Here is a 22,216-nt window from a genome sequence, read left to right as displayed (position 1 = left end):
TTATATTCACTCTGTTTAGGGATTACTATGCTGTCACACTGGGTACGAGCCATCTTACAAGCCACCGTCTATGACGTTGCTATTCAAACACCACTTGAAACGGCGCCCAAGCTGACCCAACGTTTTGCCAATGACATTCGATTTAAGCGTGAAGACTTACAACCGGTCAAATCATTTAAATTGCGCGGTGCCTATAACCGTATCAGTCAGTTAAGCGATGAGCAAAAAGCGCGCGGTGTGATTTGTGCTTCGGCAGGTAATCATGCGCAAGGCGTGGCTTACTCTGCGCGCAAACTATCACTGAACAACATCATCGTCATGCCAACCACGACTCCCGACATCAAAGTGGATGCGGTAAGAGCACTTGGTGGCAATGTAGATCTACACGGAGATAGTTTTGATCAAGCAAACCGTTATGCGATTGACCGCGCTGAACGTGAAGGCCTTACTTTTATTCCGCCTTATGACGATGAGCTAGTCATCGCAGGACAAGGTACCATCGGTCTTGAGCTGACCCAACAGTGGCGCAACATGGACTATGTATTCGTTGCCGTTGGTGGTGGTGGCCTAATCTCTGGTGTGGCCGCATTCTTAGGCGAAGTTGCACCACATGTCAAAGTGATTGCGGTAGAAGCCGAGCAGTCAGCTTGTCTAAAAGCGGCGCTTGAAACAGGTGAGCGTGTCAAGCTTGAGCAAGTAGGATTGTTCGTCGATGGTGTGGCAGTCGCACAGATTGGTGAATTGCCTTTTGACGTCGTCCGTACGCAAAAAAGCGATAACTCAGGCCCTATCGTTGAGCCTGAAGTGATCACTTGTACCAATGATGAGGTGTGTGCGGCTGTCAAAGATATCTTTGAAGAAAACCGCAGCATCGTTGAGCCTGCTGGTGCGTTGTCAGTTGCTGGTATGAAAAAATATATCGAAGCTAATAATATTCAAGACAAAAACTGCGTCGGCATCATTTGCGGTGCCAATATGAATTTTGACCGCCTACGTTATATCGCTGAGCGTACTGAAATTGGTGAGAAAAAAGAAGCCATCTTTGGGGTTACTATTCCTGAACAAACAGGCGCTTTCTTGAACTTCTGCCGTAGTCTACATGGCCGTAACATCACAGAGTTTAACTACCGTGCTGACAGCAAAAAGTCACCAGACTCAATGGAGCCTGCTTCAATCTTCGTCGGTATTGCTTTAAAAGAAGGCGAAAAAGAGCGTCAAACCATCAGTAACCAATTGTCAGACGATGGCTACACTGCTCACGACCTGACTGATGATGATATCGCCAAATCACATATCCGTCACTTGATTGGTGGTCATGCTCATGTCGAAAACGAGCAATTGCTACAAGTGGTATTCCCAGAACGTCCAGGCGCATTGCTAACATTCTTAGAAAAGTTGGGTGATGACTTCAATATTACTTTATTCCATTACCGCAACCATGGGGCTGCTGAAGGTCGTGTACTGGTTGGCCTGCAGGCCTCTGAAGGCAATTCTCGTCAGTTACAAGACGCGCTTTTAGATATTGGTTATGACTGTGCTACGGTCAATGACAACATTGGCTATCAGTTGTTTTTGAGATAGTAAAAATAGATATCATATTTCTTACCTAATGGCAGTTTTTAAGTCGATTGAAAACTGCCATTTTCATATTAATAATAATTATGAGCTGGCAGGTATGGCACAGTGATAAACAAAGTATTAGTGATATTGACCTGTCTGATTTTCGTGCTTATAGGTTATAGAGTCCTTCAACCTAAAAACACGGTACATCAACCTGCAACCAATGCAGCGGCTGATATCGTAACGCGACCTACTCTTACTTCTACTGACGTCGATAACATTGATGACATACCGCCGACATACGTTGATTTAGGTACCACTTCAACATCAGCGCCAACTGCAACTCCAGTCTTATCGACACAACCGGCCTCAAGCTTTTCATGTGACGGCAGAACACATTGCTCACAAATGACATCCTGTGCAGAAGCCACCTATTTTACAAACTACTGTCCCAATACCAAAATGGATGGTAACCACGATGGTGTACCTTGTGAACAACAATGGTGCAACTAACCCACAGTCATCAAATCTATTTGCAAATATTAAAGTTGCCCTAATATTGTTTATATAAAACTATGATTTAATATAAAAACGAATGCAGAGTGACGCTTATGAAGAAAAATACTGATGATAATAACCAAGGTTTGGTGAAAATCCGTCTTGATAAATGGCTATGGGCAGCTAGGTTTTATCGTACACGCACCCTTGCCAAACAAGCAATTGAAAGTGGACGCGTGCACTATGCTGGTAGCCGGGTAAAAACCAGTAAAGAGATTTCAGTCGGAGATGAGCTAACCATTCGTCAAGGCTCAGCGACCGCTATGACCGAAAAGACGGTCGTTGTTGAGGCGCTATCTGCACAGCGTGGCAATGCGACCGCCGCTGAGGTACTATATTCAGAGACTAAAGAGAGCGAGACGCGCCGTGCTTACTATGCCGAACAGCGAAAACTGGCTAATCTTGCTCGTCCTGACAACAAGCCCAACAAAAAAGAGCGACGCGATCTACAGCGTTTCAAAAGTAATCAAGATTAAAACCGTTTCACTATCTCACCTTTTGGCCATGCATCATATGGCCAAATTTTCATTGTTAAATGACGCTATTGTTTAGTCTCTATCCTTGCCATTCCAAGCATTAAGCGTTACGCTAGCAGCTGATTCAATCGATTGCATGCTAATAAAAGCCGCATTAACAATGCCGGTCTCTTATAGCATGTTTTTTTTGTTATAGAAGGTCATATTATGCTGATGAAAGCCTGTACTCCCTCGTCTGTATTATTGGTATGTTTAGGAAATATCTGCCGCTCCCCTACCGCTGAAGAAGTTTTCCGGCAGCAAGCAGCGATTGCTGGACTGTCCATAAAAGTAGATTCAGCAGGCACCAGTGATTGGCACGTTGGCAGTGCGCCTGACGCTCGCTCGCAACGTCATGCTAAGTCACACGGCTATAAAATTAATAAGCTGGTCGCTCGTCAAGTCAGTGCCAATGACTTTCGTGATTTTGATTTAATATTAGCCATGGATTCACAAAATCTAGCTGATCTGCAAGCGATCAAAGACAGCATTACAGAGTCAGAAGATAATTTGGCAACACTAGCCCTATTCAGTGAAGAAGACCCTACCTACTGCGGCAGCGATGTGCCAGATCCCTATAAGGGCGATAACGATGACTTCGAAGAAGTGATCGAACGTATCGAATCAAGCGCTCAAGCTTGGATAGAAAGCTGGAAAGCCTGCTAGCCATAACGTCTATATTTCTGCTACTCTTGCATCCGGTATCCTCTATAATATGGTTAATCCTCTATAAAAGAGCTACAGCGTTAACCTCGCTTGAAGTATCACAGTTACGTCTGCACTCAGTTGCCTTGTATCTCTTTTAAATTGAATCAACTATAACTACCTTATCATTTATTATCCTTTTGCCACATAGGCTATGTTATGACCCAAGCTTCACGCCTTGACCACAGTGCTCAGTCTACCATCAGCTCTGATGTTTCGAATGATTCAGCGACTGCCGTAGTCAATGATTCAATCGACTTGTCACACGACAATACTATGGCATTGGCCTGTGTTGCTGACTCTGTAGTGACGTTAGAGAATGAGGCGCAGCTTGACAGTTTTATGGCAACTTATATAGAAGATACAGCAGACAAATTGCCCTTGTTTGTGTTGTCTGGCGGTAGTAATGTTTTATTGCCTGCCGCGTTAAAAGCCATAGTATTGCAGCCAAAGATGCGTGGTATTCATCTGACCGAACAAACTGACGATTATGTTGATATCGAAGTAATGGCTGGCGAGAACTGGCATGATTTGGTCGTACATACGGTCAATCAAGGTTGGTATGGATTGGAAAACCTTGCACTAATACCGGGTCTGACGGGTGCAGCACCCATACAAAATATCGGTGCATACGGCGTACAATTAGAAGACCGCTTACAGTATGTACGCGCCTATCATTTGCCGACAAAAACTTGGCACCATTTATCAGCTGCTGATTGCCAATTTGGCTATCGTGACAGTATTTTTAAGCGCACACCAAACACTTGGCTGATTAGTCGTGTAGGTTTCAGACTACATACTGATCCTGCTAACATTCTAGCCAGTTATGGCGATGTACAGACTGTGGCGCAGCGCTATGCGGAGCAACAAGGGCGCGAGCAAGCGACGCCTGCTGACGTTATGCAAGCCATTATAGATATTAGACAACAAAAGCTGCCAGACCCGAAGCAGCTACCTAATTGTGGCAGTTTTTTTCAAAACCCTATTATCGCTCAGGAGCAGTTCACAGCGCTGCAAGCAACTTATCCAGCTATCGTTGGTTATGCGATGCCTAATGCAATGGTAAAGGTTGCGGCTGGTTGGCTCATTGAGCAAGCAGGGTTAAAAGGCGGCGGCATTGCACCTATTTTTACGCATAAGCAGCAAGCACTAGTATTGACTAACCATACGCCTCAGCGAGCCACGCAAAAGGATGTAGCCATAGCGCAGAAATATATCGCTGCTACTGTCTATGAAAAATTTGCCATTCAATTGTCACGTGAGCCAGTCTGGGTAAATGCTGATGGCTCAATTGGATATGCTGAGCATGTGGCCTAAAAAATCATGGTCTAAGCGGCTATTATCTAAACGATTATGGCGATATTACTTGCGGTTTTCTGAACGCATGGTGACGCTTTTTCGCATTATCAATATTACTTTTATACTAGGCTCTACGTCTGTCATTTTAGTGATTATTAGCCTATTTACTCCGTTGTTTTCGCAAGCAATTGTTTATATCTTTTCTCTACTGCCGCTACCTGATATGCCTGCTGCTGCCATGAGCTCACCGCCTACCGCATATGTAGTCCTAGGCGGCGGTCTGACCAACGACCATAACAACCAAATTATCCTAAATCGCTATAGCCTCAATCGCGCGCGTACCGCTGCAGGCGCTTACCATGACTTACCCCTACCGATCGTACTGAGTGGCGCTGAAGCCCCATGGCTCGGTCAATGGTTGATGGAACACGGTATCGATGGACTGATCAGTGAAAATGCCAGCATGAATACATGTGAAAACGCCCGTTTTACGGCCAAACGCATTCCGCTACGCCATGTATATCTGATTACTGATAGCTATCATATGGCGCGTGCACGCAGACAGTTTGCCTTAAATGGTATCAATAGCACACCACTTCCTGCGCCATTGCCTGTGAGACGCGACTGGATGAAGCCTGCGCACAACTTAAGTCACTCAAGGCGCGCTGTCTATGAGGTTGCAGCCTACTTGCGCGATGTGATACGTCCCCAAATGGACTGCCGCCATGCCAATGACGTAACCTCACAGCAGCTATTGACCCCAAGAGGCAATGCCGCAAAAAACTCTGACGAATAAACGTTAAAGATATATACGATACTATTGAGAGACGCATTCTAAATGCTACCGAACATCCACTACATTTGTGATGGGTGTATAATAATAAGAGACACTGCTATTTAAGAGATTTGCCATGCTCAGTATATTTTTATTAATTCCATTAAGTCTCATGCTGTTTGTGGTTGCTATTTGGGCAGTGCGTTATGCGGTCAAGTCAAATCAATTCGAAGATCTGGACAATGCATCACAGCGTATTATATTGGATGACCGTCAAGAACGCCGCCAAACCATGCAGGCTCATGAACGCTCAGCACCTACCCAGCAAAAAGATAAAACAGCGGCAACTGATGGAAATAACGATAACTCTGAGATAAATAAAGATTCAAACATCTAATTTATCTACCTTATAAATGCGTAATTTATTGGTGCCGTTTTATTAAATAATTCAGCAATAGCAAGTTCGCCCTTTACCATTCTTAGGAGACGCATTCATGACCATCGCCTTACTTGTGGCGGCATTACTAATGGGATTCTTTGGTTCACCACATTGTTTAGGCATGTGTGGCGGTCTGGTGACCGCGTTTGGCCTATCTATGAAAGATGTCAGCCCCGCCAAACGTCGTGCTTTGGTGGCCACTTATCATCTTGGGCGTTTAACGAGTTACGCATTATTGGGTTTAATCGCAGGGCTTATCGGTATTACTGTATTAAAGCCATTGATGATGGGTAATAGTACACCGCGTATTTTATTAGGATTGGTACTGGTATTCGTCGGTGTGACGATGCTTGGTGCGCCGTTTTTGACTAAGCTTGAACGTTTTGGTATGCGCTTTTGGCAGTATCTTAGCCCATTGCGTCAAAAGGTATTTCCACTCAATACTTTTCCGCGAGCACTAACAGCAGGTTTGCTTTGGGGATTTTTGCCTTGTGGTTTGGTATATGGCGCTCTACTGATTGCCGTCGTTGCTCATAATCCATTAAGCGGTGCTGCATTGATGTTTGTCTTTGGTCTAGGAACCATACCGATGTTGGTTGCGACGCATGAAACGGTCGGTTGGCTACGTGATAAGATCGGACGTTTTCGCCTAAGACAGCTAAACGGTGCGGTTATGGTGATATCAGGTTTGGCAGTAGCGGTCGTGCCGATGGTCATGGCAAATATGCATGGCGGCCATGGTGAGATGAATCATGGTAGCCACACTGCTATGATGTCTGATATGGACTCTCACGACATGAGCCAAATGAATCATGATACGGATATGGCAGCAGACATGGATCACAACATGCAGGATATGGACGACCATATGGATCATAGTATGAATGACATGAGTGATGAATCAGTGGACATGAATCACCATGAGCATACTGAGATGATGGAACACGCTCAATAAAATTATCGGTAACAGATACTATTAACACTTAGCATATAAAAAAGCCCTCAATACCATTTTCGATATTGAGGGCTTTTATTTTTTGAATAATGCTCAGTTTATAGCAATTATTCCTGCCATTGCTCAAGCGTAAACTTGGTTTCTAAATGCTTCTCTAATGCCGGTATATTAAAAGCATCATCCTCACTCACAAAGCTGATACTAATACCTGTCTGGCCCGCACGGCCCGTACGTCCAATGCGATGCACATAATCATCTGGCTGATCAGGCAAAGTAAAGTTAACCACATGACTGATATCATCGACATGGATACCGCGCCCTGCTACATCTGTCGCCACCAAGATAGACGCGTGACCATCTTTAAAGCGCTGTAAGTATTTCTCACGTTTTTGCTGAATGACATCGCCTGAGAGCATCACAATATTATGCGCTTGACGCAGCTTGTGATACAGACGCTTTACTTGATCTTTACGATTGGCAAAGACGATGACCTTCTCTACTGCTTCATCACTGATAATACGCTGCAAGGCGTCCAGCTTTTGATCTTCTGTCAGCAAATAAAAATGTTGATCTACTAACTCGCTGGTCTTGTGTTCAGGCTCAATTTCAACAAACTGAGGCTCATGTAACCAACGATAGGCTAAATTCATCACATCTTGGTTAAAGGTTGCAGAAAACAGCAAGCTTTGACGATCGGTATTGGCAGGCATTCGACCAACTAGGCGTTTGATATCAGGAATGAACCCCATATCTAGCATACGATCGGCTTCATCGAGCACCAACACCTCTACTCTATCTAGATAGACCATGCCTTTGTTAGCAAGATCAATTAGACGGCCAGGCGTCGCTACCAAGATATCAACGTATTGACGTTCAAGCTCGTGCTGCTGAGTTTCATAGTTAGTACCGCCCATAATACAGACGCTATGTAGCGAGGTATATTTGGTTAATGCAATACAGTCATCAAATATTTGCTGAGCCAGTTCGCGAGTTGGCGCCATGACCACAGCGCGCGGCTCACCAAGATAGCGCTCTTCGTCGTTGGTAAATGGACGCTTAAGCAAGGCTTCCATAATAGTCAGTAGAAAAGTCGCTGTTTTCCCTGTGCCCGTTTGTGCTTGTCCGATAGCATCTTGATGTGCCAATGTATGCGGTAGTATCTTTGCTTGAATGGGCGTCAATTCAGTAAAACCTAGATCACTTACTGCACGCAGGGTCGCTGTTGAAAGTGGCAAATCGGTAAACGTTGTAAAATTGCTCAAAAAAATATCCTTTTAAATGAATTGCTCGTATTTTATTAATTATAAATAGGTTCAAAATCAACCTTTATAGTATCAAATGCAGCATTTAAACCGTAATCAGTAAAAGTAGCCTTATCGAGTCTGCGGAAAACCATAAGAAATGTAGGCATAAAAAAAGCCAAGCCCAAATCCAATCTTACCAAATATGCTGCAGTTCACTCAACATAGGTAAGATAAGATGGGCTTGACTCAGTAGTATATCAGTAGTTTGTACAGACATTATAACTAAACCGCTCTAATGCCTGAGTAAATTACTCTTCTATCTTTCTGACTTCTTCAGCTTGCAGACCTTTGTCACCTTCTACTACGCTGAACTCAACTTTTTCGCCATCCTTTAGAGAACGATAGCCATCACCCTGAATCGCGCGGAAATGGACAAAAATATCTTCTCCGCTGTCACGTTGAATGAAACCAAAGCCTTTTGAGTCATTAAACCACTTAACGATACCTTGCTCACGAGCTGACATAATATTACTTCCTAAAAAAGTCCGCTTAGCCCTAGCTTCCTTTGCGACATTGCATATAAACAGGGTCTAAGATTATGAAATCAAAAATTAAGAGTATTACTACTCTACTTATCATCATATATATAGTGCTTTAATTACCTACATAGTGCTTCTATAACGAATTCGCCAAACGCACTTATCGTCATGAAATTTGATGATAGCAACAAACTTGCAATATTTATTGCATAAAAAATATCATAGCACGGGTTTTTAGCAACATAAAGACTTTTAATATGCTTTTTGATATCTAGATAATTTTTTTAGACAAATTTTTATAACCTAGCTGGCAAGCTGTTATGATAAAGAGCAAAATGCGTTGAAGCCAATTTAGCTTGGCAGCTCGCGCCTTAAATTATTCATATATTATTATAAATTATTAACATCTCTCAATAGTTACCGAGACCATTATGACCTCCTCTACTTCGATAAAAGCAGCTAAACAATCGACTAACGAAAATTCAAATCAAATACTGACTCATAAACTACTACTAGTAAATGGGGTAAATCTGAATTTACTAGGCAAGCGGGAACCGCACATTTATGGTCATACGACACTTGCTGATATAGAAAAGCAACTAGTTGAGCACGCCGCTCGCCACGGTGTAGAGTTAATATGTATACAGTCCAACCATGAAGGTAAGCTAGTAGATGATATTCAGCATCATGGATTATTGGCAGACAAATCTGCTCAAGTCGATGCTATCATCATCAATCCGGCTGCCTTTACGCATACTTCAGTGGCTCTACGCGATGCGCTATTGGCCACCCAAAAACCATTTATAGAAGTACATTTATCCAATGTTCATGCCCGTGAGCCTTTCCGTCATCATTCATATCTAAGTGACGTTGCGGTCGGTGTTATTTGCGGCTTGGGACAATTGGGCTATCAAATGGCGCTTGATTACTGGTTGAGCAATATGTATGCAGTTGACACAAGCAAATGATATTACTGCGCTTACTTTTTTATAAATAATTACTCGCGTTTTCACACATTAGTCAAACAGTAATCTTGCAATTAAAATAATAGAATTACGACTGAGCAAACAACCCATTATACGGTGACATGAATGGCAAAATCGTCCGGAAAACGCTTTATGAAACTCGCTGGCATGACAGCGAGTATTGCTGGCAAAGCCGCTAAAAACTCATTTAAGCATCTCTCAAGTGACGAAGAAAAACGTCTGCAAGCTCGCTCAGATCTGATGCAAGACGTGGGCGTTCAAATTGCCGAAACGTTGGGTGAAATGAAAGGCGCGGTAATGAAGGTCGGTCAGATTGCTTCACAATATAAGGATGTATTCCCGCCTGAGGTTGCGTCAGCGCTCGAAAAGCTACAGAAAGATGCGCCGCCAATGCCGTATGCGCAGATACAAGCCCAAGTTGAACGTGAGCTAAAAGCGCCGATCTTAGAATTATTCAGCGAGTTTGAAGAGACACCTTTTGCCGCAGCATCCATTGGACAAGTGCACAAAGCGACGTTGCCATCGGGTCAAAGAGTAGTGGTCAAAGTCCAGTATCCTGATGTCGATGAAAACTGCGATAGCGATCTCAAACAAGTACGTATGGCATTAAAAATCGCTGGCGTGCTCAATATGAGTAAGCAACTACAAGAACAGCTTTTTAATGAGATTCGCCAGAGCCTGCACGATGAATTGGACTATGTCAAAGAAGCTCATAACTTACGCGTATTCGGCGCTTTTCATGCAGAAGATGAAGGCCTTATTATTCCCAAAGTGATTAGCAGCCATTCTTCTAGACGGATTTTAACGCTGACCGAAGAGATGGGAGAGACATTGACTGTCGCCGCGACGTGGGACAATGACGTCAAACAAAAAATAGCAGAGCGTCTGTTTCATTTTACCGCAGGGCAGCTGTTTGGGTTGTACCGTATGCACTGCGACCCTCATCCAGGTAACTTTGCGTTCCGTCATGACGGTAGCGTCGTGGCTTATGATTTTGGTGGTATCCGCAGTTATAGTGATAGCGAAGTGCAGCTATTCAAACGCTTTGTCAAACATGCATTAAGAGGTGACGTCACTGCACTTGAACAGGATTTGATTGCCCTAGATATTCGCCGCGAAGATGATAAGAACATCCCTGGTGAGTTTTATGAAAAGTGGCTATCAATCGGTCTAAAACCTTTATCCATTAACCCCTATCAAGAAGGCGAATTTGATTTTGGGAGTAGCCAAGTCCATCACGAGGCAATCGCACAGATGCGTACGTCTTTGAAGTACTTCGGTCAGTTTCAACCCTCAGCCACCACTATGATGCTAGATCGTACTGTATCAGGACAATACTGGAATCTGGTCAATCTAGGCGTCGAGATCGACCTGTCACCACTGGTTGATAAATATATCGACGCGTAGTAGGTATGTTGACTGTCATGATTAAATCTATCTTTAGATATGTAGCGCGTGTCCACAACGATCGCAAAAGTCTGCACCTACTGCATGGCCGAACTTACCACAATTTGGACAAGTCACTGGGTTAAGTTGTGGACGCATATTACGTGCTAACTCTGACGTAAAAATACCTGTTGGTACCGCAATAATCGAATAACCCGTGATCATGACCATGGTTGCAATCGCCTGCCCGAGTGGTGTTTTGGGTGACATATCACCATAGCCAACCGTCGTCATCGTAACAACGGCCCAATAGATAGACAATGGAATACTGGTAAATCCATTCTCCGGCCCTTCTACCACGTAAATAATTGAACCGAAGATGGTTACCAATAATACAAGCGATAAGAAGAAAACCGTAATTTTCTGTTGACTGGTTTTTAATGCAGACGCCAAAAACCCAGCCTGTTGCATATAGGCTTTGAGCTTAAGAACGCGGAACACACGTAAAATACGTAATACCCGTATCACGAGTAGATATTGTACGCCCACAAACATTAGGCTCAAATAACTTGGCAATACAGACAGTAAATCTACTATTCCAAAGAAGCTAAAAGCATAGCGTAAGCGGTTGGGTGCTGAAAACAGCCTTAACGCATACTCAATAGTAAACAAAATGGTAAAAAACCACTCTGCATAAAAGAACAACGTGCCATACTGCAAACGCATATATAGCACACTATCAAGCATGACGACGGCCACACTGGCTAAAATTGCAATCAGCAATACAATATCAAAGAGCTTGCCCAGACGAGTATCTGTGCCTTCAATAATGATATGCGTACGGTTACGCAAGTGCGTAAGAGCTTCGGCGGTTGGTTGCTTCATAGAATCAGTACTTTATAAAATCAATGGCTTGATAGCACGCAATGACTTAAAATGTGATGGATAAGGGCAAGTTGGTCAAAATAGCTAAAACTGGTTTATAATATCGCTCACCTATCACAGTGAATACAATCTATAAGTTGCCACAGTGTAGCAAAAAAGCACTCTCAACAACATACAAATCGTTAACGTGCCAGTAGCGCTACTACCTCAAATAGACAAAGTAATGATAGTATAAAATTAGGCAATCAGATATCGAAGGTTGTTGTTGATCACTTTTTTTACCCATAAAAATAGTACGTAGAACTTAAGGATGTTATATGGCAGGCCATTCAAAATGGGCAAATATTAAACACCGTAAAGCCCGTCAGGATGCAGTAAGGGGTAAGATATTTACCAAAATTATTCGTGAAATCGTTTCAGCTGCCAAACAAGGCGATCCCGATCCTGACAAAAACCCACGCTTACGTGCCGTTATCGAAAAAGCCCTATCCGTCAATATGACGCGCGACACGATTAATCGTGCTGTCGACCGTGGTACCGGCGGCGGCGATAATGAAAACATGGAAGAAGTAAGTTATGAGGGTTATGGTGTCGGTGGTGTGGCTGTATTGGTCGAAACCATGACTGATAACCTTAACCGTACTGTCAGCGAAGTACGTCATGCTTTTACCAAGAATGATGGTAATCTTGGCACATCAGGCTCAGTGGCGTATCTATTCACTAAACGTGGCGAAATCACTTTTAACGATGTTAGTTTAGAAGATGAGGTCATGCTCGTTGCACTAGATGCGGGCGCCGTTGATATCGAAAATGATGGCGAAAGCTTACTCGTTATCACTGAATGGGAAAGTTTCGGTCAAGTCCAAGATGCCCTTAATGCGGCTGGTCTTGTTTCTGACAACGCTGAGGTCACTATGTCACCATCTACCACGGCTGAGATCGACAATGTCGATGATGCTGAAAAGATCATAAAGATGATTGATATGCTAGAAGATGCTGATGATGTGCAAGAGGTTTATACTAACGTGAACTTCTCTGCTGACGTTATGGCGCAGCTTGAAGCATAAACTTATTAATTGTTCAGTAAAAAGGGCCAGATACTAAAAGTATTTGGCCCTTTTTTATTAAGATAGCTCCAGACTCAGTTTTATGTCCAACTTCCTTCTAGTGCTAGTAAATACTCTTTTTTATCTAGCCCGCCTGTATAGCCACCAAGCTTACCGTCGCTCGCAATCACTCGATGACAAGGCACGATAATGCTAAAAGGATTTTTGCCATTGGCCTGCGCGACCGCACGGAATCCCTTTGGACTGTTGACACGCTGCGCGAGTGTGGCATAGCTGATGGTTTCGCCGTACTCAATACCTTGTAGTGCCTGCCATACTCTTCGCTGAAACTCAGTACCCATAGAGAAGTCTAAAGGCAAATCCAACGTCTTACGTTTACCATCAGCATAATCTTTGAGTTGGAAAATCGTTTCTATTAATAACGCTTGAGCAGGTTCATTCATGCTTAGGCTATTTTTATCTATAAAGGTAAAGTCTTCATCTGTCAGACCATAGTACTTTTTAAGTTTGGGTACAGATTTTGAGCTATGCCATGAGTTACCTGCCAGCAGCCAGTTGGCTTCAACGAGCATAGGCTGACCATGCACATTGACACGAGCAATCAGTGTTAATCGATGTGACCCAAAGGCTGCTGTGGTAACTATCATAGCGTCTACTTCCCTATTGTCTTAAAAATAATTTACCAGTTAAAACTGGCTCTCTTATTCTTTATCATCGGTCTCGAACAAAGCGGCGACAAATTGCTTCGGACTAAAAGAACGTAAGTCATCAATCGACTCACCTACACCAATATAGCGGATAGGCACATCTGTCGTTTCGGCAATATTAAACACCACGCCACCTTTAGCCGTACCATCTAGCTTAGTAATGGTGATGCCTGTCAGCGGCACAACTTTATTAAACAATTCGACTTGGTTAATAGCATTTTGACCCGTGCCAGCATCTAGCACAATCATACCTTCATGCGGAGCACTTGGATCCGCTTTACGCATGACACGTACGACTTTCTCTAACTCTGCCATCAAATGTGTCTTGTTTTGCAGACGTCCAGCAGTATCGGCGATGAGCACATCGATATTTTTCGCTTTGGCTGACTGCATCGCATCAAAAATGACAGAAGCGCTGTCAGAACCATGACCTTGCGCTACCACTGGAATATGATTGCGCTCGCCCCAAATCTGTAGCTGCTCAGTAGCTGCCGCACGGAACGTATCACCCGCTGCCAGCATGACTGATTTGCCTTCACCCTGTAGGCGCTTGGCAAGCTTACCAATCGTTGTGGTTTTCCCTACGCCATTGACACCTACTACCAATATAACAAACGGCTTTTTGCTAGTATCAATCACCAATGGCTCAACTTTTGGTGTGAGGATATCAACCAATTCACTTTGCAATGCTTTATATAAAGAATGAGCATAGATCAAGTCACCACGATCTGTCTGTTCGGTGAGGCTCTTGATGATACGGTTCGTCGCGTTGACGCCGATATCAGCTACCAATAGCTGATCTTCGACTTCTTCTAATAACTCGTCATCAATCTCTTTACCACCGATTAAGATACTGACCATGCCTTCGGCTAAGTTTTTGCGTGACTTACTGAGGCCCGTTTTCATACGGTTAAACCAGCTGCCTTTTTTCTTATTTTCTTTTGTCTCTTGTGACTCTGTAGCAGGCTCTTTGGTAGTAGCTGCCTGTGTGTCGCTTTCAGCCACTGGGTTTACACTTGGTGTATCGCCCAATTGCTCTTGCAACGGCATAGCAGGAATGGTTGACGCAGTATTAGTTTGACTTGTAGCGGCTGTCTCTGTAGCGCTTGAAAAGCTTTCAGAATTACCTTTAGGGACGTTATGCTCTTCTGTCATAACAATTGGCGTCGCCAAAGCAATATTGTCCGCAGCAACATTACTAGAGACGTCTTGGTTTACCGTACTATCCTTTTGTGGAGCAACACTCTCTGTTTCATCAATAATGGGCACAGATTGCACCGGTAGACTGGGTAAGGTAATATCATCGTCATCTAAGTCGTCAAGACCAGCATCAAGGTTAATGACTACGCGGTTACTGTTGTTTGGGTTGTTCATAAATTTGCCCTAAAAGTTATCACAATCAATTATTTGTTTATTGTTAATGGATTTATAGGTTGTCATCTGGCTACGAGCGACATGACGCTTAATTTTGACCTATTTTAGCATAATTCAAGTCATGCTCAGCCCTTACCCTATTAGACTATCGTCAAAATTTATCTGTTTAAAAAATCACTCGATGATTTGAGAAAGTTTTGCTTAAGGTTTGGACACAAAATTCTGACCTGTTACTTGTCAGACTTCGCCTACTCTACCAAGACTTATTCGATAAATACTTATTAGGAATCTGTTATGTCATTACTCTCTAAGCACTACAAAAAAATCAGCAGCATCAGTGTGGCTGTTTTATTAACGACGACTATATTGGTGACGGGTTGCACCACGACGCAAGAGTTTAGACCGACTGCTAGCGTTATGGTTGGTGCTCAGACCTCTTTGTAATGCCTTCTATCGCTATGATTAGCATTTAATTCTTCTATTATTATTTTATATAAGTAGACCATACCATGCCATTGTCTTTACCTCTAGCAGCTGCGCCATTACGCATTGCTTGTGCCTTAGCAGTAGCAGCGTCACTTGCTGCATGTCAAACCAATACGATGCCTATTAACTCTGCAACTGCGACAAGCTCAATCGCAACTGATAGCTTGGCTCAAAACATATCAGATGAAAATAAAACGAGCAAAGACACACAGCCATCTGAGTTGACAATGGATATGTCAGGTCGACATGAATATCAGTTAGAAAATGGTCTAAAAGTTGTCATAAAAGAAGACCACCGTGCCCCAGTCGCTATGACACAAATCTGGTACCGAGTGGGCTCGGCAGATGAGCCTCTTGATAAAGGTGGTATCTCTCACTTACTCGAGCACATGATGTTTAAGGGCACGACCAACGTTTCTAGTGATGATTATGAGCGGCTAATTGCTAAGTTTGGCGGCGTCAACAATGCCTTTACCAGTTATGACTATACGGGGTACTACGAGCTATTCCCTGCCAATCGTATGCCGTTAGCGTTAGAGCTTGAAGCAGATCGCATGAAAAACCTTATATTCGATGAAAAAGAATTTGTAAAAGAGCATCAAGTGGTCATGGAGGAGCGCCGCCAACGTACTGATGACAATCCGCTTGCCAAAGCGTATGAGTCATTTCGTCTGCTGGCCTTACCTGATAGCCCAAAAGGCGAATCTGTTATTGGGCCTATGAGCGAGCTAGAATCGATTAAACTTTCAGATTTAAAAGACTGGTATAAGACATGGTATGCACCAAATAATGCAACGTTAGTCATCGTCGGCGACGTGCAACCACAAGAAGTACTTACTCAAGTCAAACGTTACTTCGGTGATTTAGAAAAAAGCAACCTACCCAAACGTACCTCTGTGACTCAAAAAGGCTTCCGTGGTTATCAAAAGGTAGACTCTGAGCAAGCCGTACAAGTGCCCGTTCTACTGATGGGTTACAACGTACCAAGCCTTGCAACGGCAGGCTCAAACAATGAAAAACAAGCTTATGCCCTTTCACTTGCGCAAGATGTGCTCGATGGCGGCTTATCTGCACGCTTAGAGAGTCGACTGATACGTGAGCAAGGTATATTGACGACGGTTGGTACTTCTTACGACTTGCTAGATCGCGGTGATGGGCTGTTTTTGATTCAAGCAACACCGCGTGAAGGCGTCAGCTTAGAGCAAGCACAACAAGCTATAACTTCGGAAATAGAAAAGCTAAAAACCGATCCTATTGCCGATGACGAGATCAGTCGCGCCAAGACCAATACGGTTACTGGTTTGATTTATGCGCAAGACAGCATGGAAGGACAGGCACGTATGATTGGCTCGTTACAATCTATCGGTCTAGATGACAGACTGCTTGCTAAGTTACCAGCTAAGCTCGACGGTATCAGTGTGGCTGACATTCAGGCTGCCAGCAAAAAATATTTGGTCAAAGACAACTTAACAGTGATGCATGTCGTGCCACCTAAAGACAGTAAAACCCCAGCGAAATAGTCGCTGCCTATTATCAAACGTCTCATAAAAATGGCCATAGCACCGTATTCTTAATAAGAAGAAACTCATGATTCAGAATAAATACGACTCTAAAGCAAAAGCAAAATCTTTTAAAACTGCTTCAGCCTCTATAAGAAGCACTATCGCATCTAAAAAGGGATCTTATCTCAGTGCTAGCGTAATTTTTGCTTTTAGCATCTTGGCTACTACTGCTCAAGCTGATACAACAGCTGCTGAAGATTACCGCTCACCTGCTGCAGTCGATGCAAGTGCGCCAATTGCTGCTCTATCTAAACTGACCAGCTTAGCCGATGACAAACCTTTAAAAGTCACCGTACCGACCATTCAACAGTTTAAGACCAAGTCTGGCGTACCTGTTATGTTTGTACAAACGACCACCTTGCCAATTGTCGATGTTGATTTGCGTTTTAATGCTGGTAGCGCGCGTGATGGTAGTATCAAAAAAGAAGGTTTTGGTATTGCTAATATGACAGCGACGATGCTCGAACAGGGCTCAAAAAGCCTAGATGAAAACGCATTTACGCGTGCAGTGGAAACGTTGGGCATCAATCTAAGCAGTAGCGCCTATAAGGACATGTTCATCGTTTCACTGCGTAGCCTATCTGATGATAAGCATCTCCTGCCAGCCATTGACTTAATGACACAGATGGTAAGTGAGCCTACGTTTGACGAGCAAGTTCTAGCTCGCAATAAAGCAAGACTGTTGGTAGGCCTGCAGCAACAAAAACAAGATCCTAATAGCTTAGCAAGTATCGCTTTCAACGAGGCTCTATATGGTACTCACCCTTACGCGCATCCATCAGTCGGCACGCTAGAAAGCGTTCCTACGATTGAGAAGCAACAACTGATAGACTTTAAAAATAAATATCTAGTTGCAGCCAACGCGTCTGTTGCTATGACCGGCAACCTGACATTAAAACAAGCCAAAAAACTGGCAGAAGACATCACTGCTAAATTGCCTACTGGCCAAGCTGCCACTGATTTACCTGAGCCGAAACCGCTTACCAAAGCGCAGCACGTTCATATTCCATTCCCAAGCACTCAAACCACTGTACTCATGGGACAGCTAGGTAGCAAACGAGCTACCGACCCAATAGCACAGCAGCAGCAAACCAACTTTGCTGTTGGAAACGAAGTCATGGCAGGCAGTGACTTTAATGCGCGACTAATGACGGAGGTAAGACAGAACCTCGGCTATACTTATGGAATCTCGGGATCGATGAATCCGATGCTCTCTCGAGGTCCCTACCAGATTGGTTTTTCAACACGTAATGACAAGGCGCGTGCGGCCATTGATGCAAGCTTAGCGGTTATCAATGAGACGCTAGACAAGGGTATCACCAATGAGGAGATGCGCTTAACTACAGATAATTTGAAAAACAGCTTCCCGATGGGGTTTGCGAGCAATGCTGGTATTAATAGCTTACTTGGAATGATGAATTTTTACCAATTGCCGAATAATTACTTAGCTGACTATACCAATCGCATTGATCAAGTCACACTTTCAGAGGTCAATCAAACCATGCGAGATACGCTAAAGCCTGATAACTTTTTAATAGTTACGGTTGGGCAAGAAGATCCTTGGAAAGAAAAGAAAGTGGTAGAAAAAACCAGTAAGAAATAAATCGCTAGGAAGCAATATTAGAAATAAGCGTTATCAATCCAATGGACGTATTATAAATGGTAAAAAATACTACTCATAATATGTCCATTTAAATATTTGAACGGCTATAATCTTTAAATAAGAAGCAGAACATTCTTAATGCTTGGCATTAGGAATACTTGGCGTCAGAAATTTTTAGCGCAACATCATAGACAAAATGCTCAGGCTTATGGGTAGCCCCGTTATAGCTCAAACGGATAACATGCTTATCATAAGACGTCACTTTATAATTACCATTGGCAAAGTTATGTAGCGTCGGCACAATTAATAGCGCTTCTATTTGACGGTTATCTACTTTAACATTGAGGCGCTGACCCTCTCGCGGATATAAGAAATAATCACAGTAGTCATTTACCATGACCTCTGATATACGTTCGATAACCTGATTACCTGTTTCTTCTTGAATTAATTTTGGACAGACATCAGAGCGCTTAGATGCCAAACGAGCATAAGAGTTCTTGATACTATCTTCTATCTCTTTAGAGCTTTGTATATGTCTATCAGACTTATCCGTCACTATCATATTGTTTTCAGAGGACATCTCTGTACTACACGCATTAATCAATAATACCGACATAAGTGCAGAAGTAAACAAAGCACCATACTTATAATTCGAGTGCAAAAAACTTTGATTCTCGTTATTTAATTTATGATAGTTTTTCATTGTCGAGCGCTGATTTTTCATAGTTTTCGCTTAAAGTAAATTTGGTGGTTTTCTTTATAAGCCATGAAAATATAAAGGCGATTGATAACACATATTATTAAAGCATAGTTTTTAAAGACCAAACAAATTTTTAATTAACTCATGTGTCTATCCTACGAATCCTACCAAATAATTACAAAATTATTATTTTTAGTAAACACCGGAATAGTATATATAAAAATGAATATATATCTAGCGTTATCTCGGCTAACTTTATATTCATTTGAATTCTCAATTCTTGATAAGTCAATTAATAGCGGCAAGAAGAGGAACTACTAGCGTGATTGAATCCCCATTTACGATAACCATCCGTATCTAAATGAATAGCTCCCGTCGCGTATAATCCTAAGCCAAAGTTATAAGGCTGTCCTTGATACTGCCAAAACTGACATAAGCCATCATGCATGGTACTCAAGCGCCATAAATTGTCTTCGTACTCAGGTACCCAGATATCCATAGCACTTGCATTCATATGCTTACTACCGTCTGCCCCGCCCGCACAGTCATTCAAACCTGGGTTACGATATACCGAACGTATCTCACTGCTGAGTGGCAAAATACCTTGGTTTTTCAACTCACTATAAAGGCGCAATGTTGGTACAATGTTAGACCATAACTCTTGAGGCGGCAATTGATACGGCTCATACCCACATTTACTCCAACTACGGGCAGTCGTCAGCAGTTGCGACAATGGCGGTACATTCTGTGGCCCGACTCGGGCGCTGAGATAGCGTTCGTAATCTGCTACTTGTCTGGCACGATAGCTATTGCTATTTAACCATGCGTTAAAGTCCATACTCATAGAATCGTTATAAGCACCATTATAGGTGTTGTTTGCTGTACTATAAGTAGTACCGCGTCTCACTACATTCACACGTTTGTTTTCTTCAATGGACAACCTAGCATCAATCTCGAAATCACGCTGCTTTTGCACAATCAAGTTTTGCATACTGTCGCTATTTGATGCGTTCGCACCACTCAACATGGTAACACCAGGACGCTGATATGAGCTGTTAGTAGAGGGCGTTATATACGCATTACTGTTATTGCTTGTACTGCTACTTTGACGTATTTGAATACGGCGTTCACTATCATCACTGATGATAACGGCATGAGCACTGACACTGCCAGCACATAGGATAAGAGTGATAATAGGTTGGCAAATTTGCCTATACGCATGGATTTTTGATTTTATCATTGCAATAAACTACCGCTAAAAACGTTTTATCGATACTATCAAATTTTCAACAAGCAGGCTAAACTATCGCTTCTAATTTGAAGTCCAATATTGATAATTAACACTTATCCTTACAACTTTTATAATTGAGTGACTTTATTATTATTTGTGAATGATATAGCCATCGCGTGCTCGCATACTTTTATTAAAGTCGGTACTTTTAAGTACGCTTCTCATCATTATTTACAATGAGATAATTTAGTTAGTACTTCCCTCCTACACCAATTGTTAGCCAAATTCTGCCTATGTCTTCTAACCCGCAATATCGTTTTTCACGTCAGAGCCATCATTTGGGTCAAGGTCATGCACCGACGCTATGGCAACGTATTCATATCGACCCATGGTTAACTTTACTGTTATTGACGGTTTGTTGTATTGGTCTGACGATTCTATACAGCGCCGCCAGCCAAGATATTGGTATGGTTATTCGCCAAATGGTCAGTTATGGAGTGGCATTCGCGGTAATGTTTACCATGGCGCAGATACCGCCCAGTCTCTATCGTACTTTTACGCCCATATTTTATGTCTTAGGACTTATATTATTGGTATTGGTAGATATTATCGGTGAAGTACGTATGGGTGCTCAGCGCTGGATCAATTTGCCTGGGTTCGGTAGTGTGCAGCCTTCAGAGTTTATGAAGCTGGGTATGCCAATGATGTGTGCTTGGTTTTTGTCTAAGCGTGATTTGCCACCGTCAGCATCTAGCATTGCTATTACCTTAGCATTGATCATTGTACCGGTGCTATTAATTGCTAAAGAGCCTGATCTTGGTACGTCGTTACTGGTCGCTGCTAGCGGCATATTTGTGCTTTTCTTAGCAGGCCTCTCGTGGCGATTGATTTCTGCTGCTGTAATTTTAGCTGTGCCGTTTATTGCTTTTGCTTGGAACTTTTTACTCCACGACTATCAGCGTACGCGGGTATTGACACTCCTTAATCCTGAAGCAGATGTACAAGGTGCTGGGTGGAACATCATTCAATCGAAGACAGCCATTGGCTCTGGTGGTCTTACTGGAAAAGGCTATCTAGAAGGCACGCAATCACACCTACATTTCCTACCAGAAGGCCATACTGACTTTATTATTGCCGCCTTCTCCGAAGAGTTTGGTTTACTCGGTGTGATGCTACTGATGTTCATTTATTTCTGCCTTCTTTCACGCGCCTTATATATCGCTTTCACTCATCCTGATGTTTATAGTAGATTGTTGGCTGGTGCTATCGCCATGTCTTTCTTTGTTTATATATTCGTCAATGTCGGCATGGTTGGCGGTATTTTGCCTGTCGTAGGTGTTCCACTACCATTCATTAGTTATGGTGGTACGGCTATCGTGACTCTGATGGCAGGATTTGGCTTACTCATGTCTATCCATACACATAAATCTGGCTAACTGGGATAGGATACTTTCTGTATAATTCGTCTTTCAAGTAAGTCGTTATAATAATTATGGTAGTACCATTAAGATAAATTGTTTTGTACTACTAATGATTTGATAAAAGACAATGAGCCATAGCGCGAAGAAGAGTTTTATTCTTCGCGTTATGGCTTTTTTATTTTAATGCTCTTCATATAATGTATGTTCGTATCAATCACT

Annotated in this window: 23 protein-coding genes; 15 read left to right on the top strand and 8 right to left on the bottom strand. The window is 42.8% G+C overall.

All coding sequences use genetic code 11. The features are described from left to right. The first annotated feature begins 27 nt into the window (after window positions 1-27). Window positions 28-1,581, top strand: a complete 1,554-nt coding sequence (gene ilvA / locus Q0788_RS02335; RefSeq protein ID WP_101205019.1) for a threonine ammonia-lyase, biosynthetic — start codon at window positions 28-30, stop codon at window positions 1,579-1,581. Between the two features lie 188 nt (window positions 1,582-1,769). On the opposite strand, the gene Q0788_RS02330 is transcribed toward ilvA, so the two are convergent. Next, a complete protein-coding gene (locus Q0788_RS02330; protein WP_298807682.1) occupies window positions 1,770-1,991 on the bottom strand; it encodes a hypothetical protein in 222 nt (73 codons plus the stop codon). Here Q0788_RS02330 and Q0788_RS02325 point away from each other — a divergent pair. From Q0788_RS02325 to Q0788_RS02295, 7 genes are all read left to right on the top strand, one after another. Further along, entirely contained in the window at window positions 1,969-2,073 is a 105-nt protein-coding gene (locus tag Q0788_RS02325; RefSeq protein WP_201579448.1) for an excalibur calcium-binding domain-containing protein, read from the top strand. The genes Q0788_RS02330 and Q0788_RS02325 overlap by 23 nt on opposite strands. A gap of 98 nt (window positions 2,074-2,171) precedes the next feature. Further along, window positions 2,172-2,594: a S4 domain-containing protein gene (locus Q0788_RS02320; protein ID WP_102091790.1), complete on the top strand. Its 423-nt coding sequence runs from the start codon at window positions 2,172-2,174 to the stop codon at window positions 2,592-2,594. A 207-nt stretch (window positions 2,595-2,801) separates the two neighbouring features. Beyond that, window positions 2,802-3,299 carry a low molecular weight protein-tyrosine-phosphatase gene (locus Q0788_RS02315; RefSeq protein ID WP_114700090.1) on the top strand — a complete coding sequence of 166 codons (498 nt, stop codon included), beginning with the start codon at window positions 2,802-2,804 and terminating at the stop codon, window positions 3,297-3,299. Between the two features lie 315 nt (window positions 3,300-3,614). Further along, complete coding sequence (gene murB / locus Q0788_RS02310; protein ID WP_298807675.1) at window positions 3,615-4,655, top strand: UDP-N-acetylmuramate dehydrogenase; 1,041 nt, start codon at window positions 3,615-3,617, stop codon at window positions 4,653-4,655. A 49-nt stretch (window positions 4,656-4,704) separates the two neighbouring features. Further along, window positions 4,705-5,433, top strand: coding sequence for a YdcF family protein (locus Q0788_RS02305; RefSeq protein ID WP_298807582.1), 729 nt, complete (start codon window positions 4,705-4,707; stop codon window positions 5,431-5,433). A 115-nt stretch (window positions 5,434-5,548) separates the two neighbouring features. Beyond that, window positions 5,549-5,809: a cbb3-type cytochrome oxidase assembly protein CcoS gene (ccoS, locus tag Q0788_RS02300; RefSeq protein ID WP_298807580.1), complete on the top strand. Its 261-nt coding sequence runs from the start codon at window positions 5,549-5,551 to the stop codon at window positions 5,807-5,809. 97 nt (window positions 5,810-5,906) lie between these two features. Further along, on the top strand, window positions 5,907-6,806 hold the full coding sequence (locus Q0788_RS02295; protein ID WP_102091785.1) for a sulfite exporter TauE/SafE family protein: 900 nt from the start codon (window positions 5,907-5,909) through the stop codon (window positions 6,804-6,806). A gap of 107 nt (window positions 6,807-6,913) precedes the next feature. On the opposite strand, the gene Q0788_RS02290 is transcribed toward Q0788_RS02295, so the two are convergent. Continuing rightward, window positions 6,914-8,068, bottom strand: coding sequence for a DEAD/DEAH box helicase (locus tag Q0788_RS02290; RefSeq protein WP_102091784.1), 1,155 nt, complete (start codon window positions 8,066-8,068; stop codon window positions 6,914-6,916). A 290-nt stretch (window positions 8,069-8,358) separates the two neighbouring features. After that, window positions 8,359-8,574, bottom strand: a complete 216-nt coding sequence (locus Q0788_RS02285) for a cold-shock protein (RefSeq protein ID WP_057760416.1) — start codon at window positions 8,572-8,574, stop codon at window positions 8,359-8,361. Between the two features lie 446 nt (window positions 8,575-9,020). On the opposite strand from Q0788_RS02285, the gene aroQ reads away from it, so the two are divergent. Together aroQ and Q0788_RS02275 are read left to right on the top strand one after the other, a co-directional pair. Next, window positions 9,021-9,557: a type II 3-dehydroquinate dehydratase gene (aroQ, locus tag Q0788_RS02280; RefSeq protein WP_298807575.1), complete on the top strand. Its 537-nt coding sequence runs from the start codon at window positions 9,021-9,023 to the stop codon at window positions 9,555-9,557. A gap of 123 nt (window positions 9,558-9,680) precedes the next feature. Beyond that, on the top strand, window positions 9,681-10,982 hold the full coding sequence (locus Q0788_RS02275) for an AarF/ABC1/UbiB kinase family protein (protein ID WP_298807573.1): 1,302 nt from the start codon (window positions 9,681-9,683) through the stop codon (window positions 10,980-10,982). Between the two features lie 33 nt (window positions 10,983-11,015). Here Q0788_RS02275 and Q0788_RS02270 read toward each other — a convergent pair whose 3' ends face one another. After that, entirely contained in the window at window positions 11,016-11,846 is an 831-nt protein-coding gene (locus Q0788_RS02270; protein ID WP_057760421.1) for an ion transporter, read from the bottom strand. 317 nt (window positions 11,847-12,163) lie between these two features. On the opposite strand from Q0788_RS02270, the gene Q0788_RS02265 reads away from it, so the two are divergent. Then, window positions 12,164-12,913 (top strand): YebC/PmpR family DNA-binding transcriptional regulator, encoded by a 750-nt coding sequence (locus tag Q0788_RS02265; protein WP_160022690.1) that lies wholly within the window; start codon window positions 12,164-12,166, stop codon window positions 12,911-12,913. Between the two features lie 80 nt (window positions 12,914-12,993). Here Q0788_RS02265 and Q0788_RS02260 read toward each other — a convergent pair whose 3' ends face one another. Together Q0788_RS02260 and ftsY are read right to left on the bottom strand one after the other, a co-directional pair. After that, window positions 12,994-13,560 carry a methylated-DNA--[protein]-cysteine S-methyltransferase gene (locus Q0788_RS02260; protein WP_298807572.1) on the bottom strand — a complete coding sequence of 189 codons (567 nt, stop codon included), beginning with the start codon at window positions 13,558-13,560 and terminating at the stop codon, window positions 12,994-12,996. A gap of 54 nt (window positions 13,561-13,614) precedes the next feature. After that, window positions 13,615-14,670, bottom strand: coding sequence for a signal recognition particle-docking protein FtsY (gene ftsY / locus Q0788_RS02255; RefSeq protein ID WP_298807674.1), 1,056 nt, complete (start codon window positions 14,668-14,670; stop codon window positions 13,615-13,617). 618 nt (window positions 14,671-15,288) lie between these two features. On the opposite strand from ftsY, the gene Q0788_RS02250 reads away from it, so the two are divergent. The 3 genes from Q0788_RS02250 to Q0788_RS02240 all read left to right on the top strand — a co-directional run bounded on the left by Q0788_RS02250 (window position 15,289) and on the right by Q0788_RS02240 (window position 18,645). Continuing rightward, window positions 15,289-15,438: a hypothetical protein gene (locus Q0788_RS02250; RefSeq protein WP_165598598.1), complete on the top strand. Its 150-nt coding sequence runs from the start codon at window positions 15,289-15,291 to the stop codon at window positions 15,436-15,438. A 65-nt stretch (window positions 15,439-15,503) separates the two neighbouring features. Beyond that, a complete protein-coding gene (locus Q0788_RS02245) occupies window positions 15,504-17,000 on the top strand; it encodes a pitrilysin family protein (protein ID WP_298807571.1) in 1,497 nt (498 codons plus the stop codon). 67 nt (window positions 17,001-17,067) lie between these two features. Further along, complete coding sequence (locus Q0788_RS02240; RefSeq protein WP_298807570.1) at window positions 17,068-18,645, top strand: pitrilysin family protein; 1,578 nt, start codon at window positions 17,068-17,070, stop codon at window positions 18,643-18,645. 148 nt (window positions 18,646-18,793) lie between these two features. Here the strand turns inward: Q0788_RS02240 and Q0788_RS02235 are convergent, their stop codons facing one another. Next, on the bottom strand, window positions 18,794-19,369 hold the full coding sequence (locus tag Q0788_RS02235) for a hypothetical protein (protein ID WP_298807569.1): 576 nt from the start codon (window positions 19,367-19,369) through the stop codon (window positions 18,794-18,796). A 268-nt stretch (window positions 19,370-19,637) separates the two neighbouring features. Then, complete coding sequence (locus Q0788_RS02230) at window positions 19,638-20,585, bottom strand: D-Ala-D-Ala carboxypeptidase family metallohydrolase (RefSeq protein WP_298807568.1); 948 nt, start codon at window positions 20,583-20,585, stop codon at window positions 19,638-19,640. A 284-nt stretch (window positions 20,586-20,869) separates the two neighbouring features. Here Q0788_RS02230 and rodA point away from each other — a divergent pair, with 284 nt between their 5' ends. Further along, entirely contained in the window at window positions 20,870-22,012 is a 1,143-nt protein-coding gene (rodA, locus tag Q0788_RS02225) for a rod shape-determining protein RodA (RefSeq protein WP_057760433.1), read from the top strand. The last annotated feature ends 204 nt before the right edge of the window (window positions 22,013-22,216 follow it).

Source organism: uncultured Psychrobacter sp., from assembly GCF_947500265.1.
Lineage (GTDB): Bacteria > Pseudomonadota > Gammaproteobacteria > Pseudomonadales > Moraxellaceae > Psychrobacter.
Note: the sequence above shows the minus strand (reverse complement) of the source record. Positions and strands in the feature narration are given on the sequence as shown.

Bases quoted from the DNA above. Each gene is read 5' to 3' on its own strand.
- ilvA (WP_101205019.1), top strand. From the start codon at position 28: ATGCTGTCACACTGGGTACGAGCCATCTTACAAGCCACCGTCTATGAC.
- Q0788_RS02325 (WP_201579448.1), top strand. From the start codon at position 1,969: ATGACATCCTGTGCAGAAGCCACCTATTTTACAAACTACTGTCCCAAT.
- Q0788_RS02320 (WP_102091790.1), top strand. From the start codon at position 2,172: ATGAAGAAAAATACTGATGATAATAACCAAGGTTTGGTGAAAATCCGT.
- Q0788_RS02315 (WP_114700090.1), top strand. From the start codon at position 2,802: ATGCTGATGAAAGCCTGTACTCCCTCGTCTGTATTATTGGTATGTTTA.
- murB (WP_298807675.1), top strand. From the start codon at position 3,615: ATGGCATTGGCCTGTGTTGCTGACTCTGTAGTGACGTTAGAGAATGAG.
- ccoS (WP_298807580.1), top strand. From the start codon at position 5,549: ATGCTCAGTATATTTTTATTAATTCCATTAAGTCTCATGCTGTTTGTG.
- Q0788_RS02295 (WP_102091785.1), top strand. From the start codon at position 5,907: ATGACCATCGCCTTACTTGTGGCGGCATTACTAATGGGATTCTTTGGT.
- Q0788_RS02285 (WP_057760416.1), bottom strand. From the start codon at position 8,574: ATGTCAGCTCGTGAGCAAGGTATCGTTAAGTGGTTTAATGACTCAAAA.
- aroQ (WP_298807575.1), top strand. From the start codon at position 9,021: ATGACCTCCTCTACTTCGATAAAAGCAGCTAAACAATCGACTAACGAA.
- Q0788_RS02275 (WP_298807573.1), top strand. From the start codon at position 9,681: ATGGCAAAATCGTCCGGAAAACGCTTTATGAAACTCGCTGGCATGACA.
- Q0788_RS02270 (WP_057760421.1), bottom strand. From the start codon at position 11,846: ATGAAGCAACCAACCGCCGAAGCTCTTACGCACTTGCGTAACCGTACG.
- Q0788_RS02265 (WP_160022690.1), top strand. From the start codon at position 12,164: ATGGCAGGCCATTCAAAATGGGCAAATATTAAACACCGTAAAGCCCGT.
- Q0788_RS02260 (WP_298807572.1), bottom strand. From the start codon at position 13,560: ATGATAGTTACCACAGCAGCCTTTGGGTCACATCGATTAACACTGATT.
- ftsY (WP_298807674.1), bottom strand. From the start codon at position 14,670: ATGCCGTTGCAAGAGCAATTGGGCGATACACCAAGTGTAAACCCAGTG.
- Q0788_RS02250 (WP_165598598.1), top strand. From the start codon at position 15,289: ATGTCATTACTCTCTAAGCACTACAAAAAAATCAGCAGCATCAGTGTG.
- Q0788_RS02245 (WP_298807571.1), top strand. From the start codon at position 15,504: ATGCCATTGTCTTTACCTCTAGCAGCTGCGCCATTACGCATTGCTTGT.
- Q0788_RS02240 (WP_298807570.1), top strand. From the start codon at position 17,068: ATGATTCAGAATAAATACGACTCTAAAGCAAAAGCAAAATCTTTTAAA.
- Q0788_RS02235 (WP_298807569.1), bottom strand. From the start codon at position 19,369: ATGAAAAATCAGCGCTCGACAATGAAAAACTATCATAAATTAAATAAC.
- Q0788_RS02230 (WP_298807568.1), bottom strand. From the start codon at position 20,585: ATGATAAAATCAAAAATCCATGCGTATAGGCAAATTTGCCAACCTATT.
- rodA (WP_057760433.1), top strand. From the start codon at position 20,870: ATGTCTTCTAACCCGCAATATCGTTTTTCACGTCAGAGCCATCATTTG.